24 protein-coding genes, 1 tRNA gene and 1 pseudogene are annotated in these 25,728 nt (G+C 34.4%); 17 read left to right on the forward strand and 9 right to left on the reverse strand.

Annotated elements, in window-relative coordinates:
• Positions 1-24: 24 nt before the first annotated feature.
• From AAGD63_RS03190 to AAGD63_RS03210, 5 genes are all read left to right on the forward strand, one after another.
• A tRNA-Leu gene (locus AAGD63_RS03190) sits at positions 25-107 on the forward strand.
• A gap of 23 nt (positions 108-130) precedes the next feature.
• Positions 131-733 (forward strand): RDD family protein, encoded by a 603-nt coding sequence (locus tag AAGD63_RS03195; protein ID WP_264331179.1) that lies wholly within the window; start codon positions 131-133, stop codon positions 731-733.
• Between the two features lie 12 nt (positions 734-745).
• A complete protein-coding gene (locus tag AAGD63_RS03200) occupies positions 746-2,548 on the forward strand; it encodes a lipase family protein (protein WP_341812976.1) in 1,803 nt (600 codons plus the stop codon).
• A gap of 127 nt (positions 2,549-2,675) precedes the next feature.
• Positions 2,676-4,001, forward strand: coding sequence for a dihydroorotase (locus AAGD63_RS03205; protein WP_341812977.1), 1,326 nt, complete (start codon positions 2,676-2,678; stop codon positions 3,999-4,001).
• Between the two features lie 84 nt (positions 4,002-4,085).
• Positions 4,086-5,270, forward strand: coding sequence for a ribonuclease D (locus AAGD63_RS03210; RefSeq protein WP_341812978.1), 1,185 nt, complete (start codon positions 4,086-4,088; stop codon positions 5,268-5,270).
• Here AAGD63_RS03210 and coaE read toward each other — a convergent pair.
• On the reverse strand, positions 5,260-5,838 hold the full coding sequence (coaE, locus tag AAGD63_RS03215; RefSeq protein ID WP_006013234.1) for a dephospho-CoA kinase: 579 nt from the start codon (positions 5,836-5,838) through the stop codon (positions 5,260-5,262). The genes AAGD63_RS03210 and coaE overlap by 11 nt on opposite strands.
• Before the next feature lie 135 nt (positions 5,839-5,973).
• Here coaE and AAGD63_RS03220 point away from each other — a divergent pair, with 135 nt between their 5' ends.
• The 3 genes from AAGD63_RS03220 (at position 5,974) to AAGD63_RS03230 (ending at position 8,345) form a co-directional block, all read left to right on the forward strand.
• Positions 5,974-7,377: an NAD(P)H-dependent flavin oxidoreductase gene (locus tag AAGD63_RS03220; RefSeq protein WP_341812979.1), complete on the forward strand. Its 1,404-nt coding sequence runs from the start codon at positions 5,974-5,976 to the stop codon at positions 7,375-7,377.
• Positions 7,378-7,551: 174 nt separating this feature from the next.
• The gene (locus tag AAGD63_RS03225) at positions 7,552-7,962 is read left to right on the forward strand and encodes a hypothetical protein (RefSeq protein WP_341812980.1); all 411 of its coding nucleotides are present in this window, start codon (positions 7,552-7,554) and stop codon (positions 7,960-7,962) included.
• Between the two features lie 23 nt (positions 7,963-7,985).
• A complete protein-coding gene (locus AAGD63_RS03230) occupies positions 7,986-8,345 on the forward strand; it encodes a hypothetical protein (protein ID WP_341812981.1) in 360 nt (119 codons plus the stop codon).
• Between the two features lie 115 nt (positions 8,346-8,460).
• Here the strand turns inward: AAGD63_RS03230 and AAGD63_RS03240 are convergent, their stop codons facing one another.
• Entirely contained in the window at positions 8,461-8,622 is a 162-nt protein-coding gene (locus AAGD63_RS03240; RefSeq protein WP_341813817.1) for a hypothetical protein, read from the reverse strand.
• 114 nt (positions 8,623-8,736) lie between these two features.
• On the opposite strand from AAGD63_RS03240, the gene metG reads away from it, so the two are divergent.
• Positions 8,737-10,266, forward strand: coding sequence for a methionine--tRNA ligase (metG, locus tag AAGD63_RS03245; protein ID WP_341812983.1), 1,530 nt, complete (start codon positions 8,737-8,739; stop codon positions 10,264-10,266).
• A gap of 135 nt (positions 10,267-10,401) precedes the next feature.
• Here metG and AAGD63_RS03250 read toward each other — a convergent pair whose 3' ends face one another.
• Entirely contained in the window at positions 10,402-10,815 is a 414-nt protein-coding gene (locus tag AAGD63_RS03250) for a hypothetical protein (RefSeq protein WP_341812984.1), read from the reverse strand.
• 94 nt (positions 10,816-10,909) lie between these two features.
• A complete protein-coding gene (locus AAGD63_RS03255) occupies positions 10,910-11,248 on the reverse strand; it encodes an outer membrane protein assembly factor BamE (RefSeq protein WP_006013961.1) in 339 nt (112 codons plus the stop codon).
• 131 nt (positions 11,249-11,379) lie between these two features.
• Between AAGD63_RS03255 and AAGD63_RS03260 the strand changes: the two genes are divergently transcribed.
• The 3 genes from AAGD63_RS03260 (at position 11,380) to AAGD63_RS03265 (ending at position 12,964) form a co-directional block, all read left to right on the forward strand.
• Entirely contained in the window at positions 11,380-12,369 is a 990-nt protein-coding gene (locus AAGD63_RS03260) for a ribonucleotide-diphosphate reductase subunit beta (protein ID WP_006013958.1), read from the forward strand.
• A 131-nt stretch (positions 12,370-12,500) separates the two neighbouring features.
• Positions 12,501-12,674, forward strand: coding sequence for an ankyrin repeat domain-containing protein (locus AAGD63_RS06150; protein ID WP_410542014.1), 174 nt, complete (start codon positions 12,501-12,503; stop codon positions 12,672-12,674).
• 104 nt (positions 12,675-12,778) lie between these two features.
• Positions 12,779-12,964 carry a hypothetical protein gene (locus tag AAGD63_RS03265; protein WP_341812985.1) on the forward strand — a complete coding sequence of 62 codons (186 nt, stop codon included), beginning with the start codon at positions 12,779-12,781 and terminating at the stop codon, positions 12,962-12,964.
• Positions 12,965-14,037: 1,073 nt separating this feature from the next.
• Here the strand turns inward: AAGD63_RS03265 and AAGD63_RS03270 are convergent.
• Positions 14,038-14,661, reverse strand: a complete 624-nt coding sequence (locus AAGD63_RS03270; protein ID WP_341812986.1) for a hypothetical protein — start codon at positions 14,659-14,661, stop codon at positions 14,038-14,040.
• A 321-nt stretch (positions 14,662-14,982) separates the two neighbouring features.
• Complete coding sequence (locus AAGD63_RS03275; RefSeq protein ID WP_341812987.1) at positions 14,983-15,780, reverse strand: folate-binding protein; 798 nt, start codon at positions 15,778-15,780, stop codon at positions 14,983-14,985.
• A 112-nt stretch (positions 15,781-15,892) separates the two neighbouring features.
• Between AAGD63_RS03275 and AAGD63_RS03280 the strand changes: the two genes are divergently transcribed.
• From AAGD63_RS03280 to AAGD63_RS03300, 5 genes are all read left to right on the forward strand, one after another.
• Complete coding sequence (locus AAGD63_RS03280) at positions 15,893-16,183, forward strand: co-chaperone GroES (RefSeq protein WP_007302813.1); 291 nt, start codon at positions 15,893-15,895, stop codon at positions 16,181-16,183.
• 81 nt (positions 16,184-16,264) lie between these two features.
• Positions 16,265-17,923, forward strand: a complete 1,659-nt coding sequence (gene groL, locus AAGD63_RS03285) for a chaperonin GroEL (protein ID WP_341812988.1) — start codon at positions 16,265-16,267, stop codon at positions 17,921-17,923.
• A 300-nt stretch (positions 17,924-18,223) separates the two neighbouring features.
• Complete coding sequence (locus tag AAGD63_RS03290; RefSeq protein WP_341812989.1) at positions 18,224-18,727, forward strand: protein-disulfide reductase DsbD domain-containing protein; 504 nt, start codon at positions 18,224-18,226, stop codon at positions 18,725-18,727.
• Positions 18,728-18,835: 108 nt separating this feature from the next.
• A complete protein-coding gene (locus AAGD63_RS03295) occupies positions 18,836-20,173 on the forward strand; it encodes an alanine:cation symporter family protein (protein ID WP_341812990.1) in 1,338 nt (445 codons plus the stop codon).
• Between the two features lie 380 nt (positions 20,174-20,553).
• Positions 20,554-22,809, forward strand: coding sequence for a hypothetical protein (locus tag AAGD63_RS03300; protein ID WP_341812991.1), 2,256 nt, complete (start codon positions 20,554-20,556; stop codon positions 22,807-22,809).
• Here AAGD63_RS03300 and AAGD63_RS03305 read toward each other — a convergent pair.
• The 3 genes and pseudogenes from AAGD63_RS03305 to AAGD63_RS03320 all read right to left on the reverse strand — a co-directional run bounded on the left by AAGD63_RS03305 (position 22,796) and on the right by AAGD63_RS03320 (position 25,644).
• Complete coding sequence (locus AAGD63_RS03305; protein WP_341812992.1) at positions 22,796-23,386, reverse strand: Maf family nucleotide pyrophosphatase; 591 nt, start codon at positions 23,384-23,386, stop codon at positions 22,796-22,798. The genes AAGD63_RS03300 and AAGD63_RS03305 overlap by 14 nt on opposite strands.
• Positions 23,383-23,619, reverse strand: a complete 237-nt coding sequence (infA, locus tag AAGD63_RS03310) for a translation initiation factor IF-1 (protein WP_341812993.1) — start codon at positions 23,617-23,619, stop codon at positions 23,383-23,385. The genes AAGD63_RS03305 and infA overlap by 4 nt, the downstream gene beginning before the upstream one ends.
• Before the next feature lie 71 nt (positions 23,620-23,690).
• Positions 23,691-25,644: pseudogene (locus AAGD63_RS03320) on the reverse strand (hypothetical protein).
• Between the last annotated feature and the right edge of the window lie 84 nt (positions 25,645-25,728).

Consider the following 25,728-nt stretch of genomic DNA (forward strand, 5'->3'; position numbering starts at 1 on the left):
GTATTGCTTATAGCATTAAAGTAGGCCCCTGTGGTGGAATGGTAGACACGGCAGACTCAAAATCTGTTGCTTGCAAAAGCATGCTGGTTCAAGTCCGGCCAGGGACACTCAAACATTGGAAAATGCATATATGTTACATAAATTTTTTAATCGTTTATTTTCCATTCTTTCTTCTATAAATGCTATTCAAAAAGTGAAAAAGGATGATAATGGAATATGCTATGTAACGGGACTTAGACGCTATTTGTCAGTGCTTCTTGATTTAATCATCATCGTTTTATTTTTGCAGTTTTGCGGTCAGGCCTTAAATCAACTCTTCATGAGCTCGGAGAGCAGTAAAATATTAGGCCAAATTGCTGCAAAATATCAAATGCAGGTACCACTATCTGCAGAGGAAACAGCAATGCAGAGTAAACTAATCAAGTTACTAATTCTAAATCAAATAGTTCAATTCATTATGCTTTTTAGTTATGTGGCATATATGTGGATAAGGTTTGGTGCTACACCTGGAAAGTTATTACTTGGACTCAGAGTTGTAAATGCACAAACTTTTGAAAAATTGACTCTCAAACAAGCAATAAAGAGGTTTTTTTCCTTTATATTGTCAACTGCACCACTATTCTTGGGTTTTATATGGGCAAACTTCGACAAACGCTGCCAAACTTGGCACGATAAGATCGCAGACACAGTGGTTGTCATAAATAAGAGTCTTAAGCGTGATAAAATGAAATAGTAGGTAAAAAATATGCCAAGTATTACTAATGGTCAAAGTATGGATTCTATTAGCGATAGTATTGTACATATTGGTGATAATGAAATAAAAGAATGCGCAATTGAAGCGCTAGAATCATTTAAGAACGAATTAGAAGCTCAAAGTTTTGACCTTAATGAGCTAGGAACTTCTGACCTAATTAAAGCATGGAAGAAGATAGAAGATTTTAAAGGTGCTGGATTAAAGGATGCTTTTGACCTTGCTGATCTGATAAAAGGGCAAATTGCAGGATTTAATAAAGAAAAATTACAAGAAATGTGTACTTTTAGCAAGATTTCCTACGGTAATGTGGACAGAAAATTAAAGCAAGATGAGTACAAAACTAAAAGGCAATTTGAAGAAGAAGGTTATCAAATTATAAAATTTTACGACAATGAACTCATTGAAGACAAATATTGCTCGGATACTGATTATAAATTAGAGCAACAAGATGTCGGTTATGCTTTAATGAGTAGCAATTCATATAATCGAGATGCTGGTTATGTTTTTATTAAAGGTCAGGAAGTAACTACAGCTTACCATGGTACTCGTGATTTAAATGATGTAAAGGAAGATCTTCGTGCATCTTTAGCTAAATTGTCATTTTTACCTGAAGATCATCGTGTTCACTCTGGTTTTTACTCTTTATTCAAACGCTCTTGGCCCAGTGTGCATAAGATATTAAAAGGGCATGCTAATGATAAAGGATTAGCAATCAAAGATTTGAAAATTAATGTTACAGGTCATAGCATGGGAGGTGCTCTTGCTAATATCGCTGCTTTATGTCTTAATAAAACAGAAGATGCCGAAGATGTTCATGTTGCAACTTTTGGCTCTCCAAGAGTTTTCTACAATGGTGCTGCTGAAGTTTACAATCAGTGTCTTGGAAATAAGACTATTAGAGTAGCTTGTCAATCAGATCCGGTACCATGTTTGCCACATGGTAATGCTGGTATGCACTATAAACATGTAGGTAAATCATTAAAATTAGAAACAGGTAAAACTCTGGAGTACTTAGAACTGCACTATCATAGAATTAATATCTATTATAACCTTGTTCGGGAAGTAGAGCAGGAAAATTTTAAATCAGATAACAATCCATCTAAGTATCGTCATATTGCTTATATTTTTGGCCTATTTTACCATGCAGTTTTGTCATATGTCGATGTGAATGATAAGGAGTTCTTTAAAAAAGTTGAGGAAGAAAATAAAGACATTAAGCTTTCTGAGATACCAATTCAATATGCTCCAAAATTAGAAGAGAAAATTAAACTACTAGAACAAGAAGTAGCTAAGCCTACTAATGACAAAACTCAATTAGAGGGAAGGTTAAAGAGTATACAACAAAGTTTGGTTGGAAAAACTAAAGAGCTAGATGATGAAAAAGGAAAATTAACACAAGAACAACAGAAGACTAATCAACTCAATGATCAAATAGATAAACTTACTGCAGAATTTAAAGGGACAAAAGATCAGCTTGCAGAAAAGAAAGCAGAGCTGGATGAACAAACTAGAACAGTAACCAAGCTTAATGAAGAGCTAAGTGAAAAATTCTTGAAAGCAAGAACTTACAGTAAAAGGCAAGGTAATTATGCTTCTGTTTCTTTTGTATTATCTGGAGCATTTGCTGTTGGTACAAGTTTAACAATGGTTCATTTAGCAATGTGTGTTTCGCTTGCTGTAGCTGCATTAACTTTTCTTGCAGTAGGATGTTACTGTTCTTATAACGCAAATACCGCACTTAATAATGTTGAAGTTAGTCAAATCGGGAATGATCTTAGTCATTCTTTAGTTTAGTTGTAGAGTAGCTGCTTGAGTATTAATTTAAATATTCTTCATTGCTAGTTATTGTAACATCACTTTAATTTGGTTGTGTTTTACTAAAAAAACTTTAGATTTATTTTGTAATTGATACTTAAATATAATGACACAATCTTGGAATTTATTGCAGAAAGGCCAAAAGGAAGGCTATAAAATTGCGTATATCAATGCTCGTATTATTGACCCGGAAACTAAACTTGATATAAAAGGTTCATTGTTAACTGAAGGGAATAAAATTGTTGATTTTAGCGAATCATTACTTTCAACAAGTGGAGTTGATGAAACAATAGACTGTAAAGGGCTTGTTCTAATGCCAGGACTTATTGACATTCACGTGCATTTTCGTGAACCAGGTCAAGAGCATAAAGAAACTATACATACGGGTAGCAAATCTGCAGCTGTAGGAGGCGTTACAACTGTAGTTTGCCAGCCAAACACTGTTCCAGCGATTGATAGTGTTGTCTTGTCTAAATATTTGAAATATAGAGCACTTGAAACTTCACATGTGAATGTTGAATTTTACGCCAAAATTACCACTTCGAAAGAAAAATTAACTGAAATGGCGCTTTTAAAGGAAGCAGGTGCGGTTGGGTTCACCGATGATGGTATGCCAGTTATGAATCCAATGATTATGAGACAGGCACTGCTTTATTCAAGTATGCTTGGTGTTCCTATTGCTCAACATGCAGAAGATTTAAATCTATCTGCTGGTGGCGCAATTAATGAGGGTAAGATTTCTGAAGAATTGGGAGTAAAAGGAATCTTGAGTGCATCAGAATCGGTTATGGTAACTCGTGATATACTACTAATGAAGGACATAGAAAATGTACACTACCATATTTTACATGTCTCTTCAAAAGATTCACTTGATGCTATTAAACGAGCAAAAGATTTGGGGTTAAATGTTACATGTGAAGTAACTCCTCATCACTTTACTTTAACTGAAGATATAGTAAAGCAACATGGAGCAATCGCAAAAATGAATCCGCCACTTCGTACAGAGGAAGATCGTTTAGCTATGATTGAAGGTTTAAAGACAGGTGTGATTGATTGTATTGCAACCGATCATGCTCCGCATGATCTTAGTTCTAAAGATTTGCCACTTGAAAATGCTGCATTTGGTATTGTTGGCCTTGAAACAATGCTGCCCATTTCACTTGAACTATATCACAGTGGACAAATGGGTCTACTTGATGTGCTTGCAAAATTGACATATAAGCCTGCAGATATCATACATGTGCCACGTGGCCGCATACAGAAAAACCTTGCAGCGGACTTAATTTTAGTTGATTTGGATCATGAATGGAAAATTAAAGTTGACAACTTTGCTAGTAAATCAAAAAATTCCCCTTTCGATGGACGCAAAGTGAAAGGGCGCGTAATACGTACCGTTGTGTCTGGCAAAACTGTATACTTACGGAAGAGTTAGTTATCATATAGTTGTGCTTTGAATTTCAACCAATTGTAGAGATTGAATATAAGTGGTAAAATATAGCCACTGAATAAAAAATATATGCTAATTAGTACGACATCGGAGCTGGAGAATGCATGTGAAGAATTGATGGCAAAAGATCCAAAATTTATAGCAATTGACACGGAGTTCATTAGAAATAATTTAACCTACTACCCAAAATTATCGTTAATTCAAATTTCTTACGGAGAGAAGAGTTTTATTGTAGATGCATTAGTGCCAGAAATTGATTTATCATTCATTAAGAAAATGATGCTAAATCAGGGAATAATCAAAGTGTTTCATAGCTGCCGGCAGGATATAGAATCCTTACTCACTATGTTTAAATGTGTTCCCACTCCTATTTTTGATACCCAAGTTGCTGCTATGTTTTGCCATTATTATCATGACTTTATTGGTTATTCAAAAGTAGTAGAGCAATATCAAGGAATAGCACTGGATAAAATTAAAGCTAAAAATTCAGACTGGTTAAGGCGTCCATTGTCTGAGGATCAACTAGACTATGCAATAAACGACGTGGTATATCTATATGATCTATACCAAATATTGTGCAATAAACTTGAAGAAAGTAATAGGATGAGTTGGTTTCAAGAAGAGATGGAATCAATAGTTGATGTTAATAAGTATTTGCATAATCCAAAAGATGCATGGAAGAGGATTAAATTTAATTATGAAGCAAATCCAAGGTTGATGTTAACTGTTAAAGCAGTTAGTGAGTGGCAAGAGACCTTAGCACAGCGTTACAATATAAATCGTAATAAGGTAGTCAATAATGCTGTAATAACTGGTTTAATTGAAAAAAACGTGGAACATATTGATGACATTTTAGATGACCTTAAGAGAAACACAAAAAATATAAAAGAGGAAGATTTATTAGAATTTATAGATATTTTCAATGAGAATGAGAAGGAATTTGTGCAGCAAAATTATACTCTGTCAGATAATTATGATAAATCTGTATTTGATATACTCTCGATTATTTTGGAGAGCAAATGTAAGGAAAATAACATATCAAGAAAGTTAATTTCATCAAAAGATGAGTTAGCTGGCTCAATATCTGGGCAGATAGATAAACTATTCAAGGGATGGAGATATGATTTTTTCGGCAGATCAGTAGAATCGTTTTTGAATGCAGGCTCAAGGTTTGAAATTTTAATGGTAAAATCTGCTGATAGTATAGCTAAGATTCGGAGTAATCTTGTGGAGAATAACCGTATCACGTGTTAAGGTCTAACGAGTTTATTATATCTTTCACTTGAGAAAGAACATTTGCACTGGTATCGATGATAAAGTCGCTCATTTGCTTTTTTTCTTCAATAGGTAGCTGAATACTAGACATTAGATCCAGCTTTTTTTTATCCATATTACGCTCACTAAGCCTTTGAGCTTGTACAGTGCTATCTGCATGGATAAAAACAATAAAATCGCAATATAAACGGAATCTCGTTTCCAGTAGGAGTGGAATGTCTAGGACTAGGAGTTTTCTGTCGTTTTCTTTCTCCTGAGCAATAAAAATTGCTAATTCACTCTGCACAGCAGAATGCACTAAAGATTGAAATTGCTTCCAATTTTCATCGTAGGCCAAAAAATATTTAGATAATACTGCTCTGTCTATTTCACCATTTACTATCACCCCAGGAAATTTTTCTTCTGCGTAACTTATTATGTTTTTGTTTGCTTTATAAAGCTGGTGCACGACAGAGTCGGCATCAAACAAAGCGGCACCAAATTCTTTAAAGCAATTGGCTACAAAGCTCTTTCCAACTGCAATCCCACCTGTTAAACCTATGATCATATAGCAAATTTCTTATAAAACTATATTTATAGCATCTCCTATGCCTATTTAAAACTGAATGCATAGGTATAAAAAAGAAAAGCTATTATTTTTTTAGTAATTCAGTAAAATAGATTGAAAGATTAAGGGGAAATTTTGAAAGATAAGATAAAAAAGATAGTGATTTCAGGGAAAAAAGTCTGGCCAATCATCGAGGGCGGTAAAGGCATTGCAATCAGTGATGGAAGATCAAGTGGGGCATTTGCTGCAGCAGATGCTGTTGGTACGTTTTCTGGTGCAAATGCTAAACTTATTGATGACAATGGTGAGTTGGTACCGCTGATTTATAGAGGTAAAACAAGAAATGAAAAGCATGAGGAATTGATTAAATATAGTATTGAGGCTGGAGTTAGTCAAGCAAAAATAGCGAATGAAATATCAAAGGGCCGTGGAAGAATACATATGAATGTGCTTTGGGAAATGGGAGCAGCAGAACAAGTCCTTCATGGCATATTAGAAAAAGCAAAAGGCTTAGTTCATGGCATCACTTGCGGTGCTGGTATGCCTTACAGACTCGGAGAAATTGCAGCTAAATATCAAGTTTATTATTACCCTATTATCTCATCAGTACGCGCTTTTAAAGCGTTATGGAAACGTGCTTACCAAAAAATATCTTCTTTTTTACTTGGTGGAGTAGTATACGAGGATCCGTGGCTTGCTGGTGGTCACAATGGACTCAGTAATAGTGAAGACCCAGAATTACCGCAGGCTCCATTTGAAAGAGTTGCAGAGCTTAGATCTTTCATGAACGAAGTTGGTCTTGCTGAAACGCCAATTGTTATGGCAGGGGGAGTGTGGCATTTGAAGGATTGGGAACATTGGTTTGACAATTTACAAATCGGACCAATAGCTTTTCAGTTTGGCACTCGTCCACTTTTAACAAAAGAAAGTCCGATTTCTACGGAGTGGAAAAAGAAATTACTCACTTTAGAAGAAGGTGACGTATTTTTAAACAAATTTAGTCCAACAGGGTTTTACTCATCTGCAGTAAGAAATAACTTCATACGTGAGCTACAGGAGAGGAATTCACGTCAAATAAAATTTTCGGAAAGTGCAAGCGGAGAGTTTAACAATGAATTTGCAATGGGCAGCAGAGGTAGAAAGATTTACCTTACTGCACAAGACAAAGAACTGGCAGATAAGTGGAGTCAGGAAGGTTATACAGAGGCAATGAAAACTCCAGATACAACTGTTATTTTTGTGACACCAAGCAAATTTGCGGAGATAAGACAAGATCAAATTAATTGCATGGGATGTTTGAGCCATTGTCTGTTTAGCAATTGGAAAGATCATGGTGACCATTCAACAGGGCGAAAGCCAGATCCACGGAGTTTCTGTATACAAAAGACACTGCAAAACATTGTACATGACGGCAATGTTGAAAATGAACTCATGTTTTCTGGACACAATGTTTACAGATTTAAGCAAGACCCATTTTATGAGAATGGCTACGTACCGACAGTAAAAGAACTGGTGGAAAGGATATTAACTGGGTATTAGGTTATGGTTGAATTGACAAGTAAACTTTACTTTATTATAATAAATGTTTATTAATTTAACCTTAATTTAGGGGGAACTTTTATGCGTGATAGTGTTTGAGAAAGGTATGCACTTGCCTATATAAAAGAAACTGGCAGTGACAATGGTGTTCAAGAATTTCTACGTTCTCGTGGTATGCAAAATATTGAGAACTGGAGTGATAAAATTTTTGAAGATGCGTATAAGGAATTTAAGCTCAGTAATCTAACTAATGAGCAGCACAGTACAGAATATGATAGAAGCAATAGGCAACAACCTACAGACCCTCAAGTCACGCACGTACATATAAACGATAATAGAGGTTTAGATTTTTGGGATTATTTACTACTTAGCAACCTGTTTGGTGGTCGTACTACAGTTATAAATAACCCTGGTTTTGATACTGTTGGCTACCAAAGCAGAGAAGATAAGAAAAAAGACTCAGAAGACAGCAGGAAATTATTAGCTTTAGGGATAGTAGCTGTAGTTGCGTGTGTTGCTTTCCATGCTTTAATGTGTGTGTGGTACAACACAGCGAAAAAACGGCTAGAGAATCAGAAAAGGTAGATTACCTGGATAATAAACTTAAAATGTTCAGAAATATAGAATTTGCAGTTGGTGCAATTTCTTTAGCAGCTTTGGTAGGTTGCGCTATTAACCCAGTCTTACCAGTTTGGGGTTTAGTCATTCTTGGCATTAATTCTCTTGTGTGCCTTGCTGGTGGCTTGGCTTTTCATATGAAACATGAGAAAGAGTCAGAAAATATTGAGAAAGCTAAAGAAGCGGTAGGTAGCTATCGTGCTGGGCATGATTTTAGAGACACTTCTCATCGTGGGGCACCACCTCCTTATCCTTTTGAAGAACATAATACTGCTCCAAGTGCTCCTCCTCAAAGTGTATTTGATGATAATTCTTATCTAGAACAACATTTTGGAGATCATGGAATATAGCTATACGAACATTCATTTTGGAAGGTAAATTGCACAGCAAATGTTCAGTGCTTGACACTGGAATCCAGCTTTTTTGTGATTTTATTGAAAATGTTGTATAGTCGTTTGTTTACAATTAATTTTTCTGGATCCCAGTGTCTGGGCACTGGGATGACATTTTTGTGTTTGAGGCAAAATCTGCTATAATATTTAACACACTGCTTTCACAGATGAATGTTTGTACAGTTGTGAAGTTATGGACAACAATATCATAGCAACTCAAACGTAAGTTACTCACATTATACCGCTGCAAAACGCAGCGGTATAATGGCTTTTCAGATTGCTTGTACGATAGGATATATATTGATTTTTATTACTAGTGCAGATACGATAAAGCTTTAAGCACTACAAGATGGAGCAATTTGAGAGCTTTTACATCACTACGCCAATATATTATGTAAACGACAAGCCACATATCGGCCACGCATATACTTCCCTTATCTGTGATGTTACAGCTAGATTTATGAAATTAGCTGGAAAGAACGTTAAATTTACTACTGGTACAGATGAACATGGACAAAAAATTGAAAAAGCAGCTAAAACAAATGGAATAGAGCCAAAAGAATTTACAGATGAAATAAGTGTTACATTCAAAAAATTAGCTGAGCTAATGAACTTTGATTATGATGATTTTATTCGCACCACAGAAGAACGTCATGAAAAGGCAGTTATAGCTCTATGGAATAGGCTTGAAGAGAGAGGGCAAATATATCTGGATTCTTACTCAGGTTGGTATTCAGTTCGTGATGAAGCGTTTTATCAGGAATCAGAGTTGATAGATGGCAAAGCACCAACAGGTGCTGAAGTTCAGTGGATAAAAGAAGAGAGCTACTTTTTTCGTTTGTCAAGTTGGCAAAATAAATTACTAGAGTTATACGAAAATCAGCCGAATTTCATCTTTCCTGAGAGCAGAAAAAACGAGGTGGTATCGTTTGTAAAATCAGGACTTACTGACCTTTCGATTTCTCGTACTAGTTTTAATTGGGGAATAAAAGTACCAGGGAATGACAAGCACGTAATTTATGTTTGGATAGATGCGCTCACTAACTATCTCACATCAATAGGCTTTCCTAATATAGAAGATGAGGAATATAAGAAATTTTGGACAAACTCCTTCAACGTTCATGTGATCGGTAAAGACATATTGCGTTTTCACGCTGTATACTGGCCAGCGATCCTCCTTGCAGCAGATTTATCACTGCCAAAGCAAATTGCAGTTCATGGTTGGTGGCTGAACGAGGGGGAAAAAATATCCAAATCCCTTGGTAACGTTATAGATCCAATTGGTCTGGCAGAAGAGTTTGGTGTTGATCAACTACGCTATTTTCTCCTTCGGGAAGCAAGTTTCGGTCAAGATGGTAATTTCAGTAAGAAGAACATGATCAGCCGCATAAACTCAGAGCTGGCAAACAATATAGGCAATTTAGTGCAAAGAACAATTTCATTTCTGCACAAGCAATGCTCTGGAATTGTACCAGCAGTTGATCGAAACTTGCTTAAAGATGATGAGAGTTTACCAAATTGTAAAGCCATACTTGATCAAGTGATGGATCATCTATCAAAGTATGAATTTAACCAGATTATACTACTGATTATCAATATCTCTTCCAAGGCCAATGCTTACATAGATAAAAGTGCACCCTGGACGTTAAGTAAAACCGATAGAAAGCGCATGGATTTAGTAATTTACAAACTACTCGAATACATCAGAATAATTGGTATTTTATTGCAGCCAATTATTCCAAAATCAGCAGAAATGATGCTAGATCAATTGCAAATTCCAAAAGAACAACGCAACTTACAATCTCTGTGCAATGCGTGCGTGAGCTTAGGCATTACACTGCCTAAACCTACGCCGATTTTTTTGAGGATCGATATTTAAAGAATCCTTAGTAAGCCGTTACAAGACTAGACTGAGTTGGCCGTTCTGTAGTTAGCCTTTTTAATTCAACAGAGTCAAAAAAAGTGCCTTGGCGTTTTGATGTATCTATACCGTTATCTACTTTGGAAGAAATGATTAAGATGCACCGAAATTATTTTTAGCACTCTTAAAAGAAGAATTTAACATTTCGTGAGACTCATCAACTTTACTTTTCAACATAGTCTGTGGAGTAGGTACATGGTGAGCAGATGGTAAATTTACAGTAGAATTACCATCAGCTTGGCCTAGATGTGCCTGCTGCTCAGATAATCCAGAAGCAGGATCTAAAGTACATACGGGAGTTGGAAACAACTTTGATGCTAAAGCTGCTACTATAACTGATGCGTACGTTGCAATACTACTAAATTTTACAATCTGAGTTGTTCTATCTTTTAGTTTCGGTTGATCACCTGTTTCTTTTGCTACTGCATACAATTTTGGTTTATTACCTTCTTCTTTAAATAAATTGCTAAGAGCTTCAGAATCTAAAACTTCTATATTCTCTCTCAATCTTTGGATTTCAATCCATAGTGGTTGAATCTAAATAGGTGAATTTACGTTACCTAAATTAGCTACTTGTGATGAAAAATAGATCAGCAAATTTTCAATCAACAACAGCTAAAGACCTTTCTGCAACGTTGATTTCTCTTATATCTGTAACTTCGTCATTCTGATTAAACGAAATTTGCAGAGACTTACTACTATACTTCCTTTTTCCTAAAAAGTTGGCTTGTTTAATTTTATATGAGATATAGTACCAAACATTGTCATCGAACTTTGATACTAATGTTGGTGATCCTAAAGTGTGAACCACTTTTTCTTTATCGTCACCTACTTTTATCTTGCTCCACAATTCAACACTAATGCCAGGAGCTCCGTGATTGTGAATAGTGTGAGTGCAGCTCACTGTAAATAATAAAATAAAAGATATTAATACTCGCATTTCTGTTGATAAATTGCTTGAAGCTATAATACACTAATAAATTATCTGCCGTCAAATTTCAAAAAAGTTAAATTGACTGATTCTCAATATCACTTAATATAATATTTACTTTAGAAAATAATAGGTGTCTTATGTCATTGTTAGAAGCAGATCCAATATACAAACCTTTTAATTACCCTTGGGCGTATGATGCGTGGCTGCAGCAACAAAGAATCCATTGGATACCTGAGGAAGTTCCGCTTGCTGATGATGTGAAAGATTGGAAAACTAAACTTTCGAATGTAGAGAAAAATTTATTGACCCAGATTTTTAGGTTTTTTACTCAAGCAGATATTGAAGTAAATAACTGCTATATGAGGCATTATTCAAATATATTTAAGCCAACAGAAATATGTATGATGCTTGCAAGCTTTTCCAATATGGAGACTATACACATTGCAGCCTATTCATACCTTCTAGATACGATTGGCATGCCAGAAAGTGAATATCAAGCATTCTTAAAATATGATGCTATGAGAAAGAAGTATGAATACATGTTAGAATTTGAGGAAAGTAAAAAGCACGATAAAAAACATGTTGCTAAAACTTTAGCAGTATTTGGTGCCTTCACCGAAGGATTGCAGTTATTTGCATCATTTGCAATTTTGCTCAATTTTCAACGGTTTGGAAAAATGAAAGGTATGGGGCAAATAATTGCTTGGTCAGCACGTGACGAAACCTTGCACACCAATTCAATTATCAATTTGTTCAATACGTTTATTAAAGAGAATAATGAAATTTGGAATGACGAGTTCAAAGAAGAATTATATTCTGCATGTCGCACTATTGTTGAACTTGAAGATGAATTTATAAGTCTTGCTTTTGATTTAGGAGATGTTGAAGGGCTATCTGCAGAGGAAGTGCGCAATTATATACGTTACATAGCAAACAGAAGGTTAACGCAATTAGGTCTTAAATCTATATATAATGTTAAAGATAACCCTATTCCGTGGCTTGATGAAATACTAAATGGCGTGGAACATACAAATTTCTTTGAAAATAGAGTAACAGAGTATAGCCGTGCAGCAACTCAAGGCACTTGGGAGGAAGCTTTTGCTAAAAACGATACAAAAAGTGAATAGCAGTAACTTCACCCTTTTTTATCGTTTCAACGGAAGCTTGCGATACATATCAAAGGTGGAAGGAGGAAGAATTTGATATAAATCATCTATTTAGCTTAGAGAAAAGAGAGTATAGATATAAAGTTACATTATTGCATGTAATAGGTGGAGATTTTGATTGCTTAGAGGAGGAGAAGAAGAAGTTAATACGATATCTATTAGACAAAGGTGCTAATGTTAATGCACGAGATTCTTTTGGAAAAACTCCTTTGCACAATAGTCATGACAAAGAGGTAACACAAATTTTACTTAGATGCAGGTGCTAATCTTTTTATAAAGGATCATTATGGAATGACTGCAAGAAAACATGCCCGTGATGAATCAAAGCAGCTTTTAAAAAAGGCAGAAGATAAATACAAGCAATAAAGCAATGAAATTTGGTGCTATTGTTGGTATTACGGCTGGAGTGGGAGTTGGTAATGGACTTTTTGCTGCTGCTGATCTTTCATTACTAATATCGGCTTTTATTGGCGCAGCTGTTGCTATAGCAATAGGGTTTGTTGTTTTTGGTATTACATATGCAATGTCAAAGCAGGTTCCTAGTGAGAAGCTATAGCGTTGATGCAGAACAAAAAGCTAGTACAGCGGCAAGTATGGTAGTGTAGTTAAGTAAAAAAAGGAAGAAGAGACTTCTTCCTTTTTTCTCCAAATTTTTTATATATAATTGAGAATAAAAAAACTGTGGATAACTCTGAAAAAGATCAAAAAAGACATCAAAAAGAGTATGATTAGATTGAAATATTTACAGAAAAACTTACTCAATTGATAAATATCTTAATGCTTTTTAAGAAAAGACAAATAGAGGGTCGTATTGGAGCTAAAGGTTGAAATTTTAAGTGCTTCTTAATACTTAAAGAGGTACTTTAATAGTTCCTTTTAAGTACTAATCCGGAGGTTCGATAGGTTGTTGTTTAAAAGATTGGGAAATAGTTTTATTAGTATTGAAAATTACATAATGTATATTATGGAAAATATAAGAAACACAAGCTTTCAGCATTTTTGCTCTTCTCAAACAGCATAAAAAGTGCCTGTTGAACCTCCAGATTAATGCTCAAAAATGTTCAATTGATACTTTAAAAGTATTACTTTAAAAATACCTAAAGTATCACTTCAAAAGCACTTAAAAATTTTATCTTTTAGGAAAAATTTTCCAAGACTACCCCCTTATTGGCTTTTGTTAGAAAAATATTAAAATTATAATCAAATATGTAATCTTTTATATGATTGTATTAGCTTGGCTCCCTTAATGGTTGTTTCTTTTTTTTTAATATTAAAATAAATATAACTTTTTAGAGTTATCCACAGTTCTTTTGCTTTCAATTATATATATATTAGTATTTGGAGATCATATTTATTATAGATCTCCGAAGTACTCATAATGTGTAAAATATGTATTTCTCTGGGTTATCAACTTAGTTATTAACAATTCTGTGAATAACTAAAACAAGAAAAAGGGGCTTCTAATCAAATGGAAATAGTGTCATTCTTTAAAAAACGACGCTAAAAACATTGTTTCTGTTCGAGCAATGGTTACACCTATTATCAGATCTAGGTACCCTGAATAGGATTAAGGGTACCTAACGAAGTAAAAAACTTGGAGAAAAGGAAGAAGTCTTTTCTTCCTTTTACTTAATTTGGCTGAGGCAAACCTTGTTCTGTTGCCGACCTTGATGTGTCAGGATTTTCTATCTTAGTAGATACTGCATATGTAATACCACCAGCAACAAGTCCAGTGAGTACAGCAGCAGCTACAGCTATGCCAATTAAAGTCAGCATTTGTAATCCAACACCAGCAGCAAAAAGTCCACCACCAACTGCTAATCCAGCTATAACACTGCAAATAGCACCAGCAACAATTGCTTTACTAGTTGGGCTAAATAGCTTATTTTCAACATTTGGATTTATTTTATCCGTACTGCTTTCAGCTTTCACTCTATTTTCAATAAGGTCTCTAATTGAGGTTATCAATCTCTTAAGATTTCCTTTTTGCTGTGCACATTTTTCATTTTTAATTTCTCTCTCTATAGCACCTTTAATTTCTTCAAGCTCACCTTTTTCTAAAGAATCAAAAAATTCTTCTTTTTTTTCAATAACTTCTAGAACATTATTTAAAACTTTTGATGGATATTGGCGACTAGGATCTGTAATATATTCAATCAGTGAAATAGATTTCACCTTATTTTGATTTTTAGAAGATAAAATCTTTGCTCTTACAACTTCTTTAAGCAAAACTAGTTCTTTCGCATGCTTCAAAACTGCTTTAGATAGTCTACACGAGTTGCTTCATAAGTTCCAATTATTGACTCCTGAGTTTTTTCATTAGTTTCACTAAAAATAGTAAGAAAATCTTCTCTTGATACTGTTCCTAAAAGTTCAACAATATCTCCATTACCTCTAAATCTTTGATATAATTGTTAAAATGATTCTTTCTGTTTTTCTGTTAATGGCATATCAAACTCTATTAAAAATAATAATATACTTTAATTATGATATATTTAAATAATAAAGTCAAGAATTTAACTAGTATCGCAAACACTTAAACAAGAAAAAGGGGCTTTTACTCGAATAGATATTTTATAACGTCTTAATGCTAACTCCACCGACATATAAATTTGCGTGGCTTTTTCCAGTATTAAGCAATGCAAGTCCAATATTGTAGACACTAGAGCGTAGTTCTCCTACTTCTTCATTATGTTCACTGATTACTTTAGTGCCAATATTTGGAAGTGCATTTTTTCCCTCAACAAGGTAAAGTTTCCTTCTGAATTTTTCTTGTCTGCTCATTCGATTTACAACTTCCTGACCTATATAGCACCCTTTATTAAAGCTTATACCATTTATCTTATCGATTAAATATTGCAGCGGAAATGATGAATTTTGCACCATATCTTTTGCTCCATCTGGGACAAGGTTTTTAATTCTAACTTTTTCATACTGAATAAAATCTCCAACCGGTTCTTTTATTTCATCTTCATGTATGATCCTCATTCCTAGCAGCTTGTGCCTTGGATCTTGAAAAATAACTTGTGACTTACTACTACACTCCGCCAACTTAGCATCAAACAAAACTCCAACCTTATATAGTGAACTAATGTCTTTAATCCTCACTCTAAGGTAAGTTTTGAGCAAGTCTAATTTTTCAATTATTTGCTGTAGATGGGCATTTTCACACTCCAAATAAATATATTTATCATGCTCAATGAGGAAAAAATCGTACAGATATTTTCCCTGAGGGTTGAGTAATAAAGAGTAAATTGCCTGCTGGCTACTTAGTTTATTAATATCATTTGTTATAACACCCTGAAGAAAATCTCTCGTATCTGGTCCGTATAAAGATATTAGACTACGGTTTGCTAGCGGTATGTAACCCATAAAACTTCTGTTCAAATCTTAATTATATACTTTTACTAACTCCAACCCTTGAAATGTAACCTTTAGATGACTACATAGAATTGTAGGTTAATCTATTAATGAGGAAACATAAATGTCAAGTGTAAATTTGAATGTATTAGATGATAACGTGCTAATAAAGCCTATTACTGAAGAAAAACAAGGTGGAATTGTACTACCATCAAGTGCTGAAAAGAAGCCTACTAAAGGTGAAGTTATAGCAATTGGTAGTGGTTCACGCAACTCAAGCGGAGAGCGTATAGCTTTAACTGTAAAAACTGGTGATAAGGTTTTCTACAGGCAGTGGGCTGGCACAGAAGTAGAGCATGACAATGAAAAGTATGTCGTGATGAAGGAGTCAGACCTACTTGCTGTTATCAAGTAGGTATCCCTATTTTAATGCGCTATATAGTGCATTATGTATTTTAATATTCTAAATTTTTTATTAATTTAAGGAGTGATAAAAATGGCTAACATAGTAGTATCAGGCGAACAATTGCAAGAAGCCTTTCGTGAAGTTGCAGCAATGGTTGACTCAACGGTGGGAGCAACTGCAGGGCCTAGGGGAAATACAATAGGAATTAGTAAGCCATATGGTGGACCAGAGGTCACAAAGGATGGCTATAAGGTAATGAAAGGTATAAAGCCTGAAAAACCATTACACTCTGCGATAGTAAGCACCATTGCTCAAAGTGCTTTTCAGTGTAATGACAAAGTTGGTGATGGTACCACAACATGCTCAATACTGACTAGCAATATGATAATGGAAGCTTCAAAGTCAATTGCAGCTGGAAATGATCGTATTTGTATCAAAAATGGAATACAGAAGGCAAAAGATGTGATATTAAAGGAAATTACATCAATGTCTCGCACAATTTCTTTAGAGAAAATGGATGAAGTTGCACAAGTTGCAATAATTTCTGCAAATGGTGATAAAGATATTGGTAATAGCATTGCTGATGCTGTTAAAAAGGTTGGAAAAGAAGGCGTCATCACTGTTGAAGAGAGTAAGGGTTCAAAAGAATTAGAAGTTGAACTTACAACTGGTATGCAGTTTGACCGTGGTTATCTCTCTCCATACTTTGTTACAAATAATGAAAAGATGAGCGTGGAGCTTGATGATCCATATTTGCTGATTACAGAAAAAAAACTTAATATTATTCAACCTTTACTTCCTATTCTTGAAGCTATTTTTAAGTCTGGTAAGCCTTTGTTTATCATTGCAGAAGATGTTGAAGGTGAAGCATTAAGCACTTTAGTGATCAACAAATTACGTGGTCTAAAAGTTGCTGCAGTAAAAGCTCCAGGTTTTGGTGATAGGAGAAAGGAGATGCTCGAAGATATAGCAGCTTTAACAGGTGCTAAGTATGTCATAAAAGATGAGCTTGGAATCAAGATGGAAGATTTGACTCTTGAAGATCTTGGTACTGCTAAAAATGTTAAAATCACTAAAGACAATACCACAATTGTTAGTGAAGACAGCGACTGTGACAAACAAAACAGAGTAAATGCTAGAATTAACCAGATTAAATCTCAGATTGAAACTTCAACCTCTGATTATGACAAAGAAAAGCTAAGAGAGCGTTTAGCAAAATTATCAGGCGGCGTTGCTGTACTCAAAGTTGGTGGAGCAACTGAAGTAGAGGTAAAAGAACGTAGAGATAGAGTAGAAGATGCACTTCATGCAACAAGAGCTGCAATTGAAGAAGGGATAGTTCCAGGTGGAGGAGTTGCACTTCTTTACGCTGCATCTGCTCTTGATAAGCTAAAAGCTTCAAGCGATGAAGAGCAAATAGGTATCAACATTGTCAAAAAAGTTCTCAGTGCTCCAATCAAAAGATTAGTTAAAAATGCTGGTCTTGAATCTGCTGTTATAATTGACTATTTGATTAAGCAGAATGATAAAGAGCTTATATACAACGTTGAGGCTATGAACTACGCTAATGCATCAACAGCTGGTGTAATTGATCCGGCAAAAGTAGTTCGTATTGCTTTTGAAACGGCAGTGTCTGTAGCAAGCGCACTTATTACTACTGAATCTATGATAGTTGATCTACCAAACAAAGAAGAAAATGCTTCATCACCTATGGGTGCAGGAGCAATGGGCGGAATGGGTGGATTCTAAGTAAACAAGAGCCTTGGAGCAAGTTGCTCCAAGGTATCTTTCTAGTTCTAAAAAGTCTTACTAAAAAGTCTTACATTTATAAAGGAAATAAATTTGTGATTTTCTATGCAAAGCCACTACTATTTATATTTGTTACGTCTCTTTAATATTATAACTGCTTAAAAATAAAAAAATAATATATGAAAGTTATAATTGCTAGTATATTTCTATTAGCATAATATTATATTAACAAATGATTTATATAATATTTTTATTATAATAGATAGAACTTAAATTATTTTCTTCATAAATAGAGTATTTATGAAAATACGTATATACTCAATCCTACTTTTACTTTTTTCTTGCACTCAATTGTGCGCTGAAGAAGAAGTTGCAAAATTTGATCTGCTCATTGGTAAGGTAAATAAAGCAAACCTCACCATTGAAGGCACAATAAAGGTTACAATAAAACCAGGTTGGCATATATATTACAGATACCCTGGAGATTTCGGCCTTCCTACTTCCTTTGACTGTCAGGGTAACATATCAAATATAGATATTCATTGGCCTACTCCCAAGGAACATGAAGATAAAGTTGGGGAAGTTACATTTATTAGTAACATATATGAAGATATGGTGTTATTTCCCTTTAAAACTAATATCATTCCAAATCAGGAATACGCTGATATTAACTTTCATATAAAGTACGCAATATGTAAAGATAGGTGTATCCCTAAAAATGCCGAGATAAAAACCAGTCAACCACTAAAGGATTTTATGGATTACGATATCAATAAACTCATAAATGAGTGGTATGAAAAATAGGATTTTAGCAGGCTTACTATAGCTTTTATAGTGTTACTTCTCATAAACAATAAGTTAGGTATTTTTCAATTTTTGCTATATACTCGAGTAAAAATCTCTCTTTTACAGATGGATACAGTAAAGTTTGTTTTATTACTGCCAACAATACTACTCATACTAGTTGCTGGTGTTTACCTATCGGTTAAACTAAAATGGTTACAGGTGTTTAGACTACCGTATGCCGTTTCACTTATTGGAGCTAAAAGAGGAGAAAATAAATTTTCCTCTATAGCCGCTCTGTTTACAATCTTAGGAGGAAATTTAGGAGTAGGAAACGTTTCAGGCACTGCTGTTGCTCTAAAAACCGGAGGACCGGGATCCATTTTATGGATGGCAATAATTATTGTTGTTACTTCTGTGATAAAATATGTTACTTGTTACCTAAGTATAAAAACCAGAAAAGAAAAAAATGGACGGTTTATAGGTGGACCTGTAGCCTACATGGCTGATGCATTTAACTCTAGAAAAGCTACAGTTGTGTTTCTAGTTATTATGATGATGGTTTCAATAACAGTTGGTAACCTTGTTCAGGTAAATTCTCTATCAATACCACTCAGCATGGTAGATATACCTGTAGTCATTGGCGGCATTGTAATGGCCATAATATTTTTTGTTGTTGCAGCTCTCAGCTTAAAAAAAATTAAAATTTTTATATCGACTATGATACCGATAATGACGGTAAGTTACCTCACACTTTGCGGTATCATATTATTTAAGTTTAGTGAAAATATTCTTCCTTCTCTAAAACTAATAACAAGCAATTTTTTTACAACTAGTAGCTTTAACTCTGGCTTATCTTTAGGTTTAATTTTAGAAATGTTGACTATTATTCAAGTAGGAACTCTGCGAGGTATTTTTGCAACAGATATAGGACTTGGCCTCGAAGGAATTGTACACTCCTCGATTACTCCTAAAAAAAATAACAATAAATTTATCATTGAACAGAGTCTAATCACAATAATATCTCCTTTTATAGTTGCACTCATAGTGTTCATTACAGCAATGGTACTGCTTGTCACAGATTCTTGGATTACTGATTTAGAGAGCACTAACATGTGCATTTTTGCTTTTAGAAAAGCTATGAATTGGCCCTATACTGACTATTTAATTATGGCTATAATGTTTTGTTTTGCCTTTACTACTATCTTTACTTGGTTTTTTTGTTCAAAGCAAACAATACGCTATGTATCTATGGATAATAAATACACTAAAATCTGGACTGTAGTTTTTACCTTAATCATTCCATTTGGTGCAATCGGTGGAGTTAAGTTACTCTGGGATATCGCTGATATTTCAATTGCTGCTTTGCTGCTCATAAACATACTTGCTATACTCAAGCTCACTTCTCAAGATCCAGAAGTATTTACTATGAGTAGCAAATACTTGAAGTTGCAAAAACAGAGCTAAAGCAATATTTTAAGTTGTCATCCCAGTCTGGAATCCAGCCTTTCATGAACTTCATCAAAAATGTTATGTTTTAACATAATACTTTTATGCTCACTAACTGAGTGCCACTGGATCCCAGTGTCAGCTACTCAAATGACATACTTTTTGGTGAAAATTACTCTTATATTACAACGTTTGTAGTTATGAATTTGACTATAGGATCAAGTCTAGAAAAATCTAGATTCCAGACTGGAATGACAACTTAAATTGCTTGATGTGAACATAAAATAGCTCATGTCATCACGTTAGCAATACAACTTCTTTAATAAAAACTAAATCAATTCCCGTAATAATTGTACTAGCTAAGGCTAAAAGGCAGAGGGTTATTAGTGAGGGAAAATATGAATACTCAAAGCACACAACAATATCATGAATTCATTCGAGGATTTTTTACTTTATTCGATGAAATAAAAAAGGAAGACGACCCAATTTATAATTCCAGAGTTGGTTTTAATGCAGTAAAGTTTCTAATAGAGCACTCCGTCTGGAATTTGGAGACAGATGAAGACAAAAATAAAGCTTATGAAGTTATTCTTCCAGAGCAGAACAAGATAAAGAAAGCCGAACAAAAGCTTGAAAGTGAAGTTAAAGCAAGGTTAAAAGAGTATGTTGATGATATCGCAGGAGTTTCAATATATGGCGATCACGCAAGTATTACACTGGGAGATGACAAAAAAGAGTTTAAAATCAGCGAGTTTTTAAATAGTGACTTTTGTCAGAAGAAAGGAATTTCGGGATTTTCAACGCTGCATAGTGATGGAAAGAGCGGAATGCACGGTTTTGTTGCCGAAGAAGGAGAGAAAAGAATAAGGCATTATGTTGTAATCGATGGTTCATATGAAATGACTTTGAATTGGCATGACAAAAATGGAAAAAAATGTACTATCAAAATCAAGATTGATAAAGATGGTGTAGATCTCACTGAACGTAATGGTGTTACTGAGGAACAATTAAAAGCAAACACAGATGTAAAAATAGGTGGCTTATTCCTATATCAAATACAATTCAAGGAGAAAGGACAAGAACAAGAGAATCAACAATCATCTGAAACTTTCATAGAAAGTGATATTAGTAAAGGTGTTGGCGTTCAAGCTACTCAAGATCAAGAAGTTGAGTTTAAGCATGCAACGACTAGCACTACAAATTCTAATAACGCATCTGCTAAAAAGATTCCACCATCACTGCCACCTAGAGCTAGTTCATTACCTAATAATCAGAAAAAAGATGAGTATCAGCCAATACGGATTAATAGTAGAAATAACTACAATTCTCCATATTCTGATGCTTCTTCGAGCAGTACTATTTTCACCAAGTCTGTAATCTACAATCAAGATAATACACAAGAGGATGAACGGTATGACAATCCTACATTTGCTACATTTGGACATGCTGTACCTGGAAGTCGAAAATCAGATGAAAGTGAGCAAATATCTAATAATCGGCAAAAAGGTGCAATTTTTGATCCTACAACTACTGAAAGCGCTGCACCAGTACAAGACGTTGCATTCAAAAAAGTTAAAGATGCATTTAAGTATGAAAACGCTAAAGAATCACGCAATACTGGAAATAAGCAACCACTAAATGATGTAGCTTCGATTCTTGCATGGAAAGCAAAAAATGAGTTATTACATAGTGAAAGTGAGTATGATGAAGAATTTTCTGACTTCGAAGATGGTTGGAGCGATAACGAAGATGAGTATATAACGCTTTCAAATCGTCAATCAGATTATAAACAAGAAAAAGATTATCTTAGCACTAAGGAAAACGAAGAAAGAGGAAACGATAAACAAAAAGAAACCGAAGATAAATTACAAGAAAATGAATCTCTAGAATACAGCTCAACAGACATAAAAACAAACGATTCGGGCTATTCATCTCCAACTCACTCTAATCATGAAAAATCTCGAGTAAATTCTGGACAGTTAAAAGCGAGCCTAATGAATGTTGAACAAAGAGATGATAACCTACTTACGGAATTTACCAGTAAGTTGGATAAAGAAACTCAGAAATTCCTGCTAAAACCAGTAAATCAAAAGAAAATGAGTGGGCAAACAAAAGAACATTTATTAGCAGCTGGATTGCTAAAAGACAATGCAGCGGAGAAAGAAATAAACGACTCAGGTTACTCATCTCCAACTTACACTAGCCACTATAATTTTCAGGTCAATTCTGAGCAATTAGAGAAGAGATTAGAAACCATTGAACCAAAAGATACATTGGAAAAATTGAATAAAGGATTGAGAGAACCTTCACACCAGGCTACTAAAGATTTATTCTCAGAAAGTATGTTGAAAGAAGTAAAAGAAGGTAAAAAATATGACCCTGTACGTAAGTTATTAGAAAGAAAAGTGGCAGAACAAGAAAATGATAATACTAATCTGACTATAGACAAAAATAGCGAACTATATAAATTGCTAGAAAAAGATGCAGCACAACTGAAAGCTGGAATAGTAGAAGAGGAAAGAAAAGATACTTTAACAGAACGCAATGATAGTCCTGATCGCAATAGAATTGCATTAGCAAATAGAAATAGAATCTGGGCTAAACTTATTGCTGAAGAAAAACAAAAAAAGGACAATGGTATTAGTATAGGTTAAAGTAATTACTTAGCAAGCAATGGGTTTCATGTAATGGTAACCCTATTACAGAAGAGTATGAGCCACGTAAAAATAATACAAACATTCCTGCAAGACCTTGTATGTTGCACCCCCCTGCCCTGTTTTTCCACTCTTCTGATGCTAAATAATATTTAATTTCTTGTTCGCTGAGACGCTTAAATTTCACTATTGTAACTACAGTCCTAATATGCTGTTTAGATTGATCAGGAGTTAATAAACACACACTGGTGTATACTCTATGCCTTCTTCCTGATAACAAGCGAACGCATTTTTCTGCTTGCTCAACGTTTTCAGCTTTGAGCAGTATCCTTCTACCACAAGCAACAACTGTATCAACACCAAGCACAAAGTAATTTGGATTTGCACTTTGTATTTTCTCGGCTTTACTTTTTGCCATACGGATTGAGTAATCTTTTGGCAGCTCTTTCTTCAAAGGCGATTCATCTGTATCTGCTGGCAAAACCAAACCTGGCTTAATATTTATTTGTTTTAGTAAGGCTACTCGCCTTTCTGATGATGAAGCAAGAATAAGATTACCTAGAGATTGTTCTATCACTTGAGCCTTTTTATTATCCTACCCTTTCTTGCATTCCTATCATAAATACTCATCTCAACTAACACTCTATCGCCTATAATAATACGTATTTTACTTCTTCTCACTCTTCCTGATACATGACAGATAATCTCATGTTCATTGTCCAGCTTCACTCTAAATTCTGCTGCAGGTAGTAAAGCAGTTACTGCCCCTTCCACTTCAAAAATTACTTTTGATTTGTCTTCTTTTATCATTATCGTATTATAATTTAATAATCTTTTTCAGTCTACTATAGATTTTAAATTATTATCAATACAGGAGATTTTTATACTCTACGTGAGTATTCCTCTTGCAACTTATCTCCATATAATACAAGAGGAAAGCAAGTTACCTACGTTTCTACTCTCTGCCACCTTCTCAACAGAACTTATAGAACTTATGTTAGAAGATAAACCATTATCACTACCATATCCGCCATCAGAGCTTGAAGATCTGAGTAACGTCATCTTTTCTTCCAGTGGAACACAAGACTCATTATTAGTCTCATTAAAAATATTTCTTGTTGGAGTATAAAATTGATTATTGAGGCTTCTTTGTTCATCAGCATGAATTTTTTCTCCCAGTCCATCAGCTATTTCTACAACTTTATCATCCCATTCATTCTCACACTCTAGCTTGCTTCTTAACTCTTCAACTTACCATGCTAGTTTGCATATCCCTTGTTCATAAGATTCCAGTTGTGCTTTATGCTCATCTTTCAACTCTTGCACTTGAAGTTTTAAATTGCTTATATACTGCTCCTTTTCCTTCATTATGTGTGCTGCTTCTTTTAATTTGTCTTCTAACTCCTTCTTTTCTGTATTAACACCTTTTAGCTTACCCTCTAGCTTTCCTTTTGCTTCACATACATTTTTAAGTTCTTGTGCTTTCTCTTGTAACTCTGCTAACACACTTGCTAACTTTTCATCTTTTTGTACCAGTTCAGTTTGCAATTCCGTGTTTTTTCGCTCTTCTTTTTCAAAACTGTTTTGTAAATCAGTTATTTGTTGTGAAGCAATTTCTGGTTGAGTTTCAGTGTGCTGTAAATTGGCTTCCAATGCATTGCTATTAATAGAAGGAGAAGAAGGAAGGCTATTATCAGCATCAACTTTATGATCTAACTTCCCCTCTGGTTCCTTACCTTGATAAGCCACCATAGATTCATTGTAAAAATTAATAGGAGTAGCCCTATCCTCTTCTAGTGATTCCATTACAGCATCATATAAGGAGAGACCTTGAATATATAATTCATCGTTTTGCTTTATTAATTCTAGAATCTCCTTCGATGAAACAAAATCTTCACCATTAAATTTTAGTATTTCAGTTATGCCATCGCTACTCACATTCATAATCATGGTACACATTCCTGATCCATCTTTTGCAGCCCAAGTGCTTGTCATTTCATAATATGCACCTTCTTTAAATTCATAATATCTTTTCTTATCTTTTTTATGAGCGTGCATTTCATGTTTTTTATTGCAATAGATATTCAGTTCTTTAATATCTTTCTCTTGCTGTAAAACGTCACTAATCTTTGTTGGCTCACTATTGTCGTAATGAGTAAGGTTAATATTCAAAACTTTATTATTATTGTCAATTTCTTCACAGTAAACTTGAAAGTCCTCTTTCCATTTTCCAAAATACCTACTTGCAACTTCTTTTCCTTCCTTTACTAACTCTATGTATTTACCTATATTTTTCTCAAAGTCCTCATTAACAGGCTTTTCTCTTTCTTTTACTGCTTCATCCACATACATTCGCTTAAAATCATTATCACCTATTAGATTACTAAAACGCCAATTACCATAAGCTTTTTGTATATCAGTAAAGCCCATCTTTTCTCTTAAAAGCGCTAATAAGCTTATCCTATCTCTCAAATTTTCTAACTCACAATCGAGAAAATCATCGAAACTGCATAACTTTTTATACAGTTCTCTATCTTCTATAATTGAGCGAAGAAATTTCATTATAGTAAGGTTCTTAATGGAAGGCTCATTTTTTTCTACATCATTAATATAGCTTTTGAGAAATTGAAATATACCAAGCCCATCACTATCTTGGACAAACTTCTCTCTATCATTAACACAATTGTTGCCCTGTGATGAACATAATCTATTATGCAATTTTTGCAAGTCATGTATTGACTTAACTACATATTCTGCAACTGACAATTCTCTCAGCTGATCACTTGTTTTTTCCGCTTTTATTGCTTTGTCTCCCTTAGTCAAACCTGCAATCATAATACGCCTCCATTAACTATGTTTATATTATAACAATCAACATGTATTTAAGAAAAATCACACTACTCACTGTACGTTTACGCT

This window comes from Wolbachia endosymbiont (group B) of Germaria angustata, from assembly GCF_964026725.1.
Classification (GTDB): domain Bacteria; phylum Pseudomonadota; class Alphaproteobacteria; order Rickettsiales; family Anaplasmataceae; genus Wolbachia; species Wolbachia pipientis_C.

Coding starts and splice junctions, on each gene's coding strand:
- AAGD63_RS03195 (WP_264331179.1), top strand. CDS start 131: ATGTTACATAAATTTTTTAATCGTTTATTTTCCATTCTTTCTTCTATA.
- AAGD63_RS03200 (WP_341812976.1), top strand. CDS start 746: ATGCCAAGTATTACTAATGGTCAAAGTATGGATTCTATTAGCGATAGT.
- AAGD63_RS03205 (WP_341812977.1), top strand. CDS start 2,676: ATGACACAATCTTGGAATTTATTGCAGAAAGGCCAAAAGGAAGGCTAT.
- AAGD63_RS03210 (WP_341812978.1), top strand. CDS start 4,086: ATGCTAATTAGTACGACATCGGAGCTGGAGAATGCATGTGAAGAATTG.
- coaE (WP_006013234.1), bottom strand. CDS start 5,838: ATGATCATAGGTTTAACAGGTGGGATTGCAGTTGGAAAGAGCTTTGTA.
- AAGD63_RS03225 (WP_341812980.1), top strand. CDS start 7,552: ATGCAAAATATTGAGAACTGGAGTGATAAAATTTTTGAAGATGCGTAT.
- AAGD63_RS03230 (WP_341812981.1), top strand. CDS start 7,986: ATGTTCAGAAATATAGAATTTGCAGTTGGTGCAATTTCTTTAGCAGCT.
- metG (WP_341812983.1), top strand. CDS start 8,737: ATGGAGCAATTTGAGAGCTTTTACATCACTACGCCAATATATTATGTA.
- AAGD63_RS03255 (WP_006013961.1), bottom strand. CDS start 11,248: ATGCGAGTATTAATATCTTTTATTTTATTATTTACAGTGAGCTGCACT.
- AAGD63_RS03260 (WP_006013958.1), top strand. CDS start 11,380: ATGTCATTGTTAGAAGCAGATCCAATATACAAACCTTTTAATTACCCT.
- AAGD63_RS03265 (WP_341812985.1), top strand. CDS start 12,779: ATGAAATTTGGTGCTATTGTTGGTATTACGGCTGGAGTGGGAGTTGGT.
- AAGD63_RS03275 (WP_341812987.1), bottom strand. CDS start 15,780: ATGGGTTACATACCGCTAGCAAACCGTAGTCTAATATCTTTATACGGA.
- AAGD63_RS03280 (WP_007302813.1), top strand. CDS start 15,893: ATGTCAAGTGTAAATTTGAATGTATTAGATGATAACGTGCTAATAAAG.
- groL (WP_341812988.1), top strand. CDS start 16,265: ATGGCTAACATAGTAGTATCAGGCGAACAATTGCAAGAAGCCTTTCGT.
- AAGD63_RS03290 (WP_341812989.1), top strand. CDS start 18,224: ATGAAAATACGTATATACTCAATCCTACTTTTACTTTTTTCTTGCACT.
- AAGD63_RS03295 (WP_341812990.1), top strand. CDS start 18,836: ATGGATACAGTAAAGTTTGTTTTATTACTGCCAACAATACTACTCATA.
- AAGD63_RS03300 (WP_341812991.1), top strand. CDS start 20,554: ATGAATACTCAAAGCACACAACAATATCATGAATTCATTCGAGGATTT.
- infA (WP_341812993.1), bottom strand. CDS start 23,619: ATGATAAAAGAAGACAAATCAAAAGTAATTTTTGAAGTGGAAGGGGCA.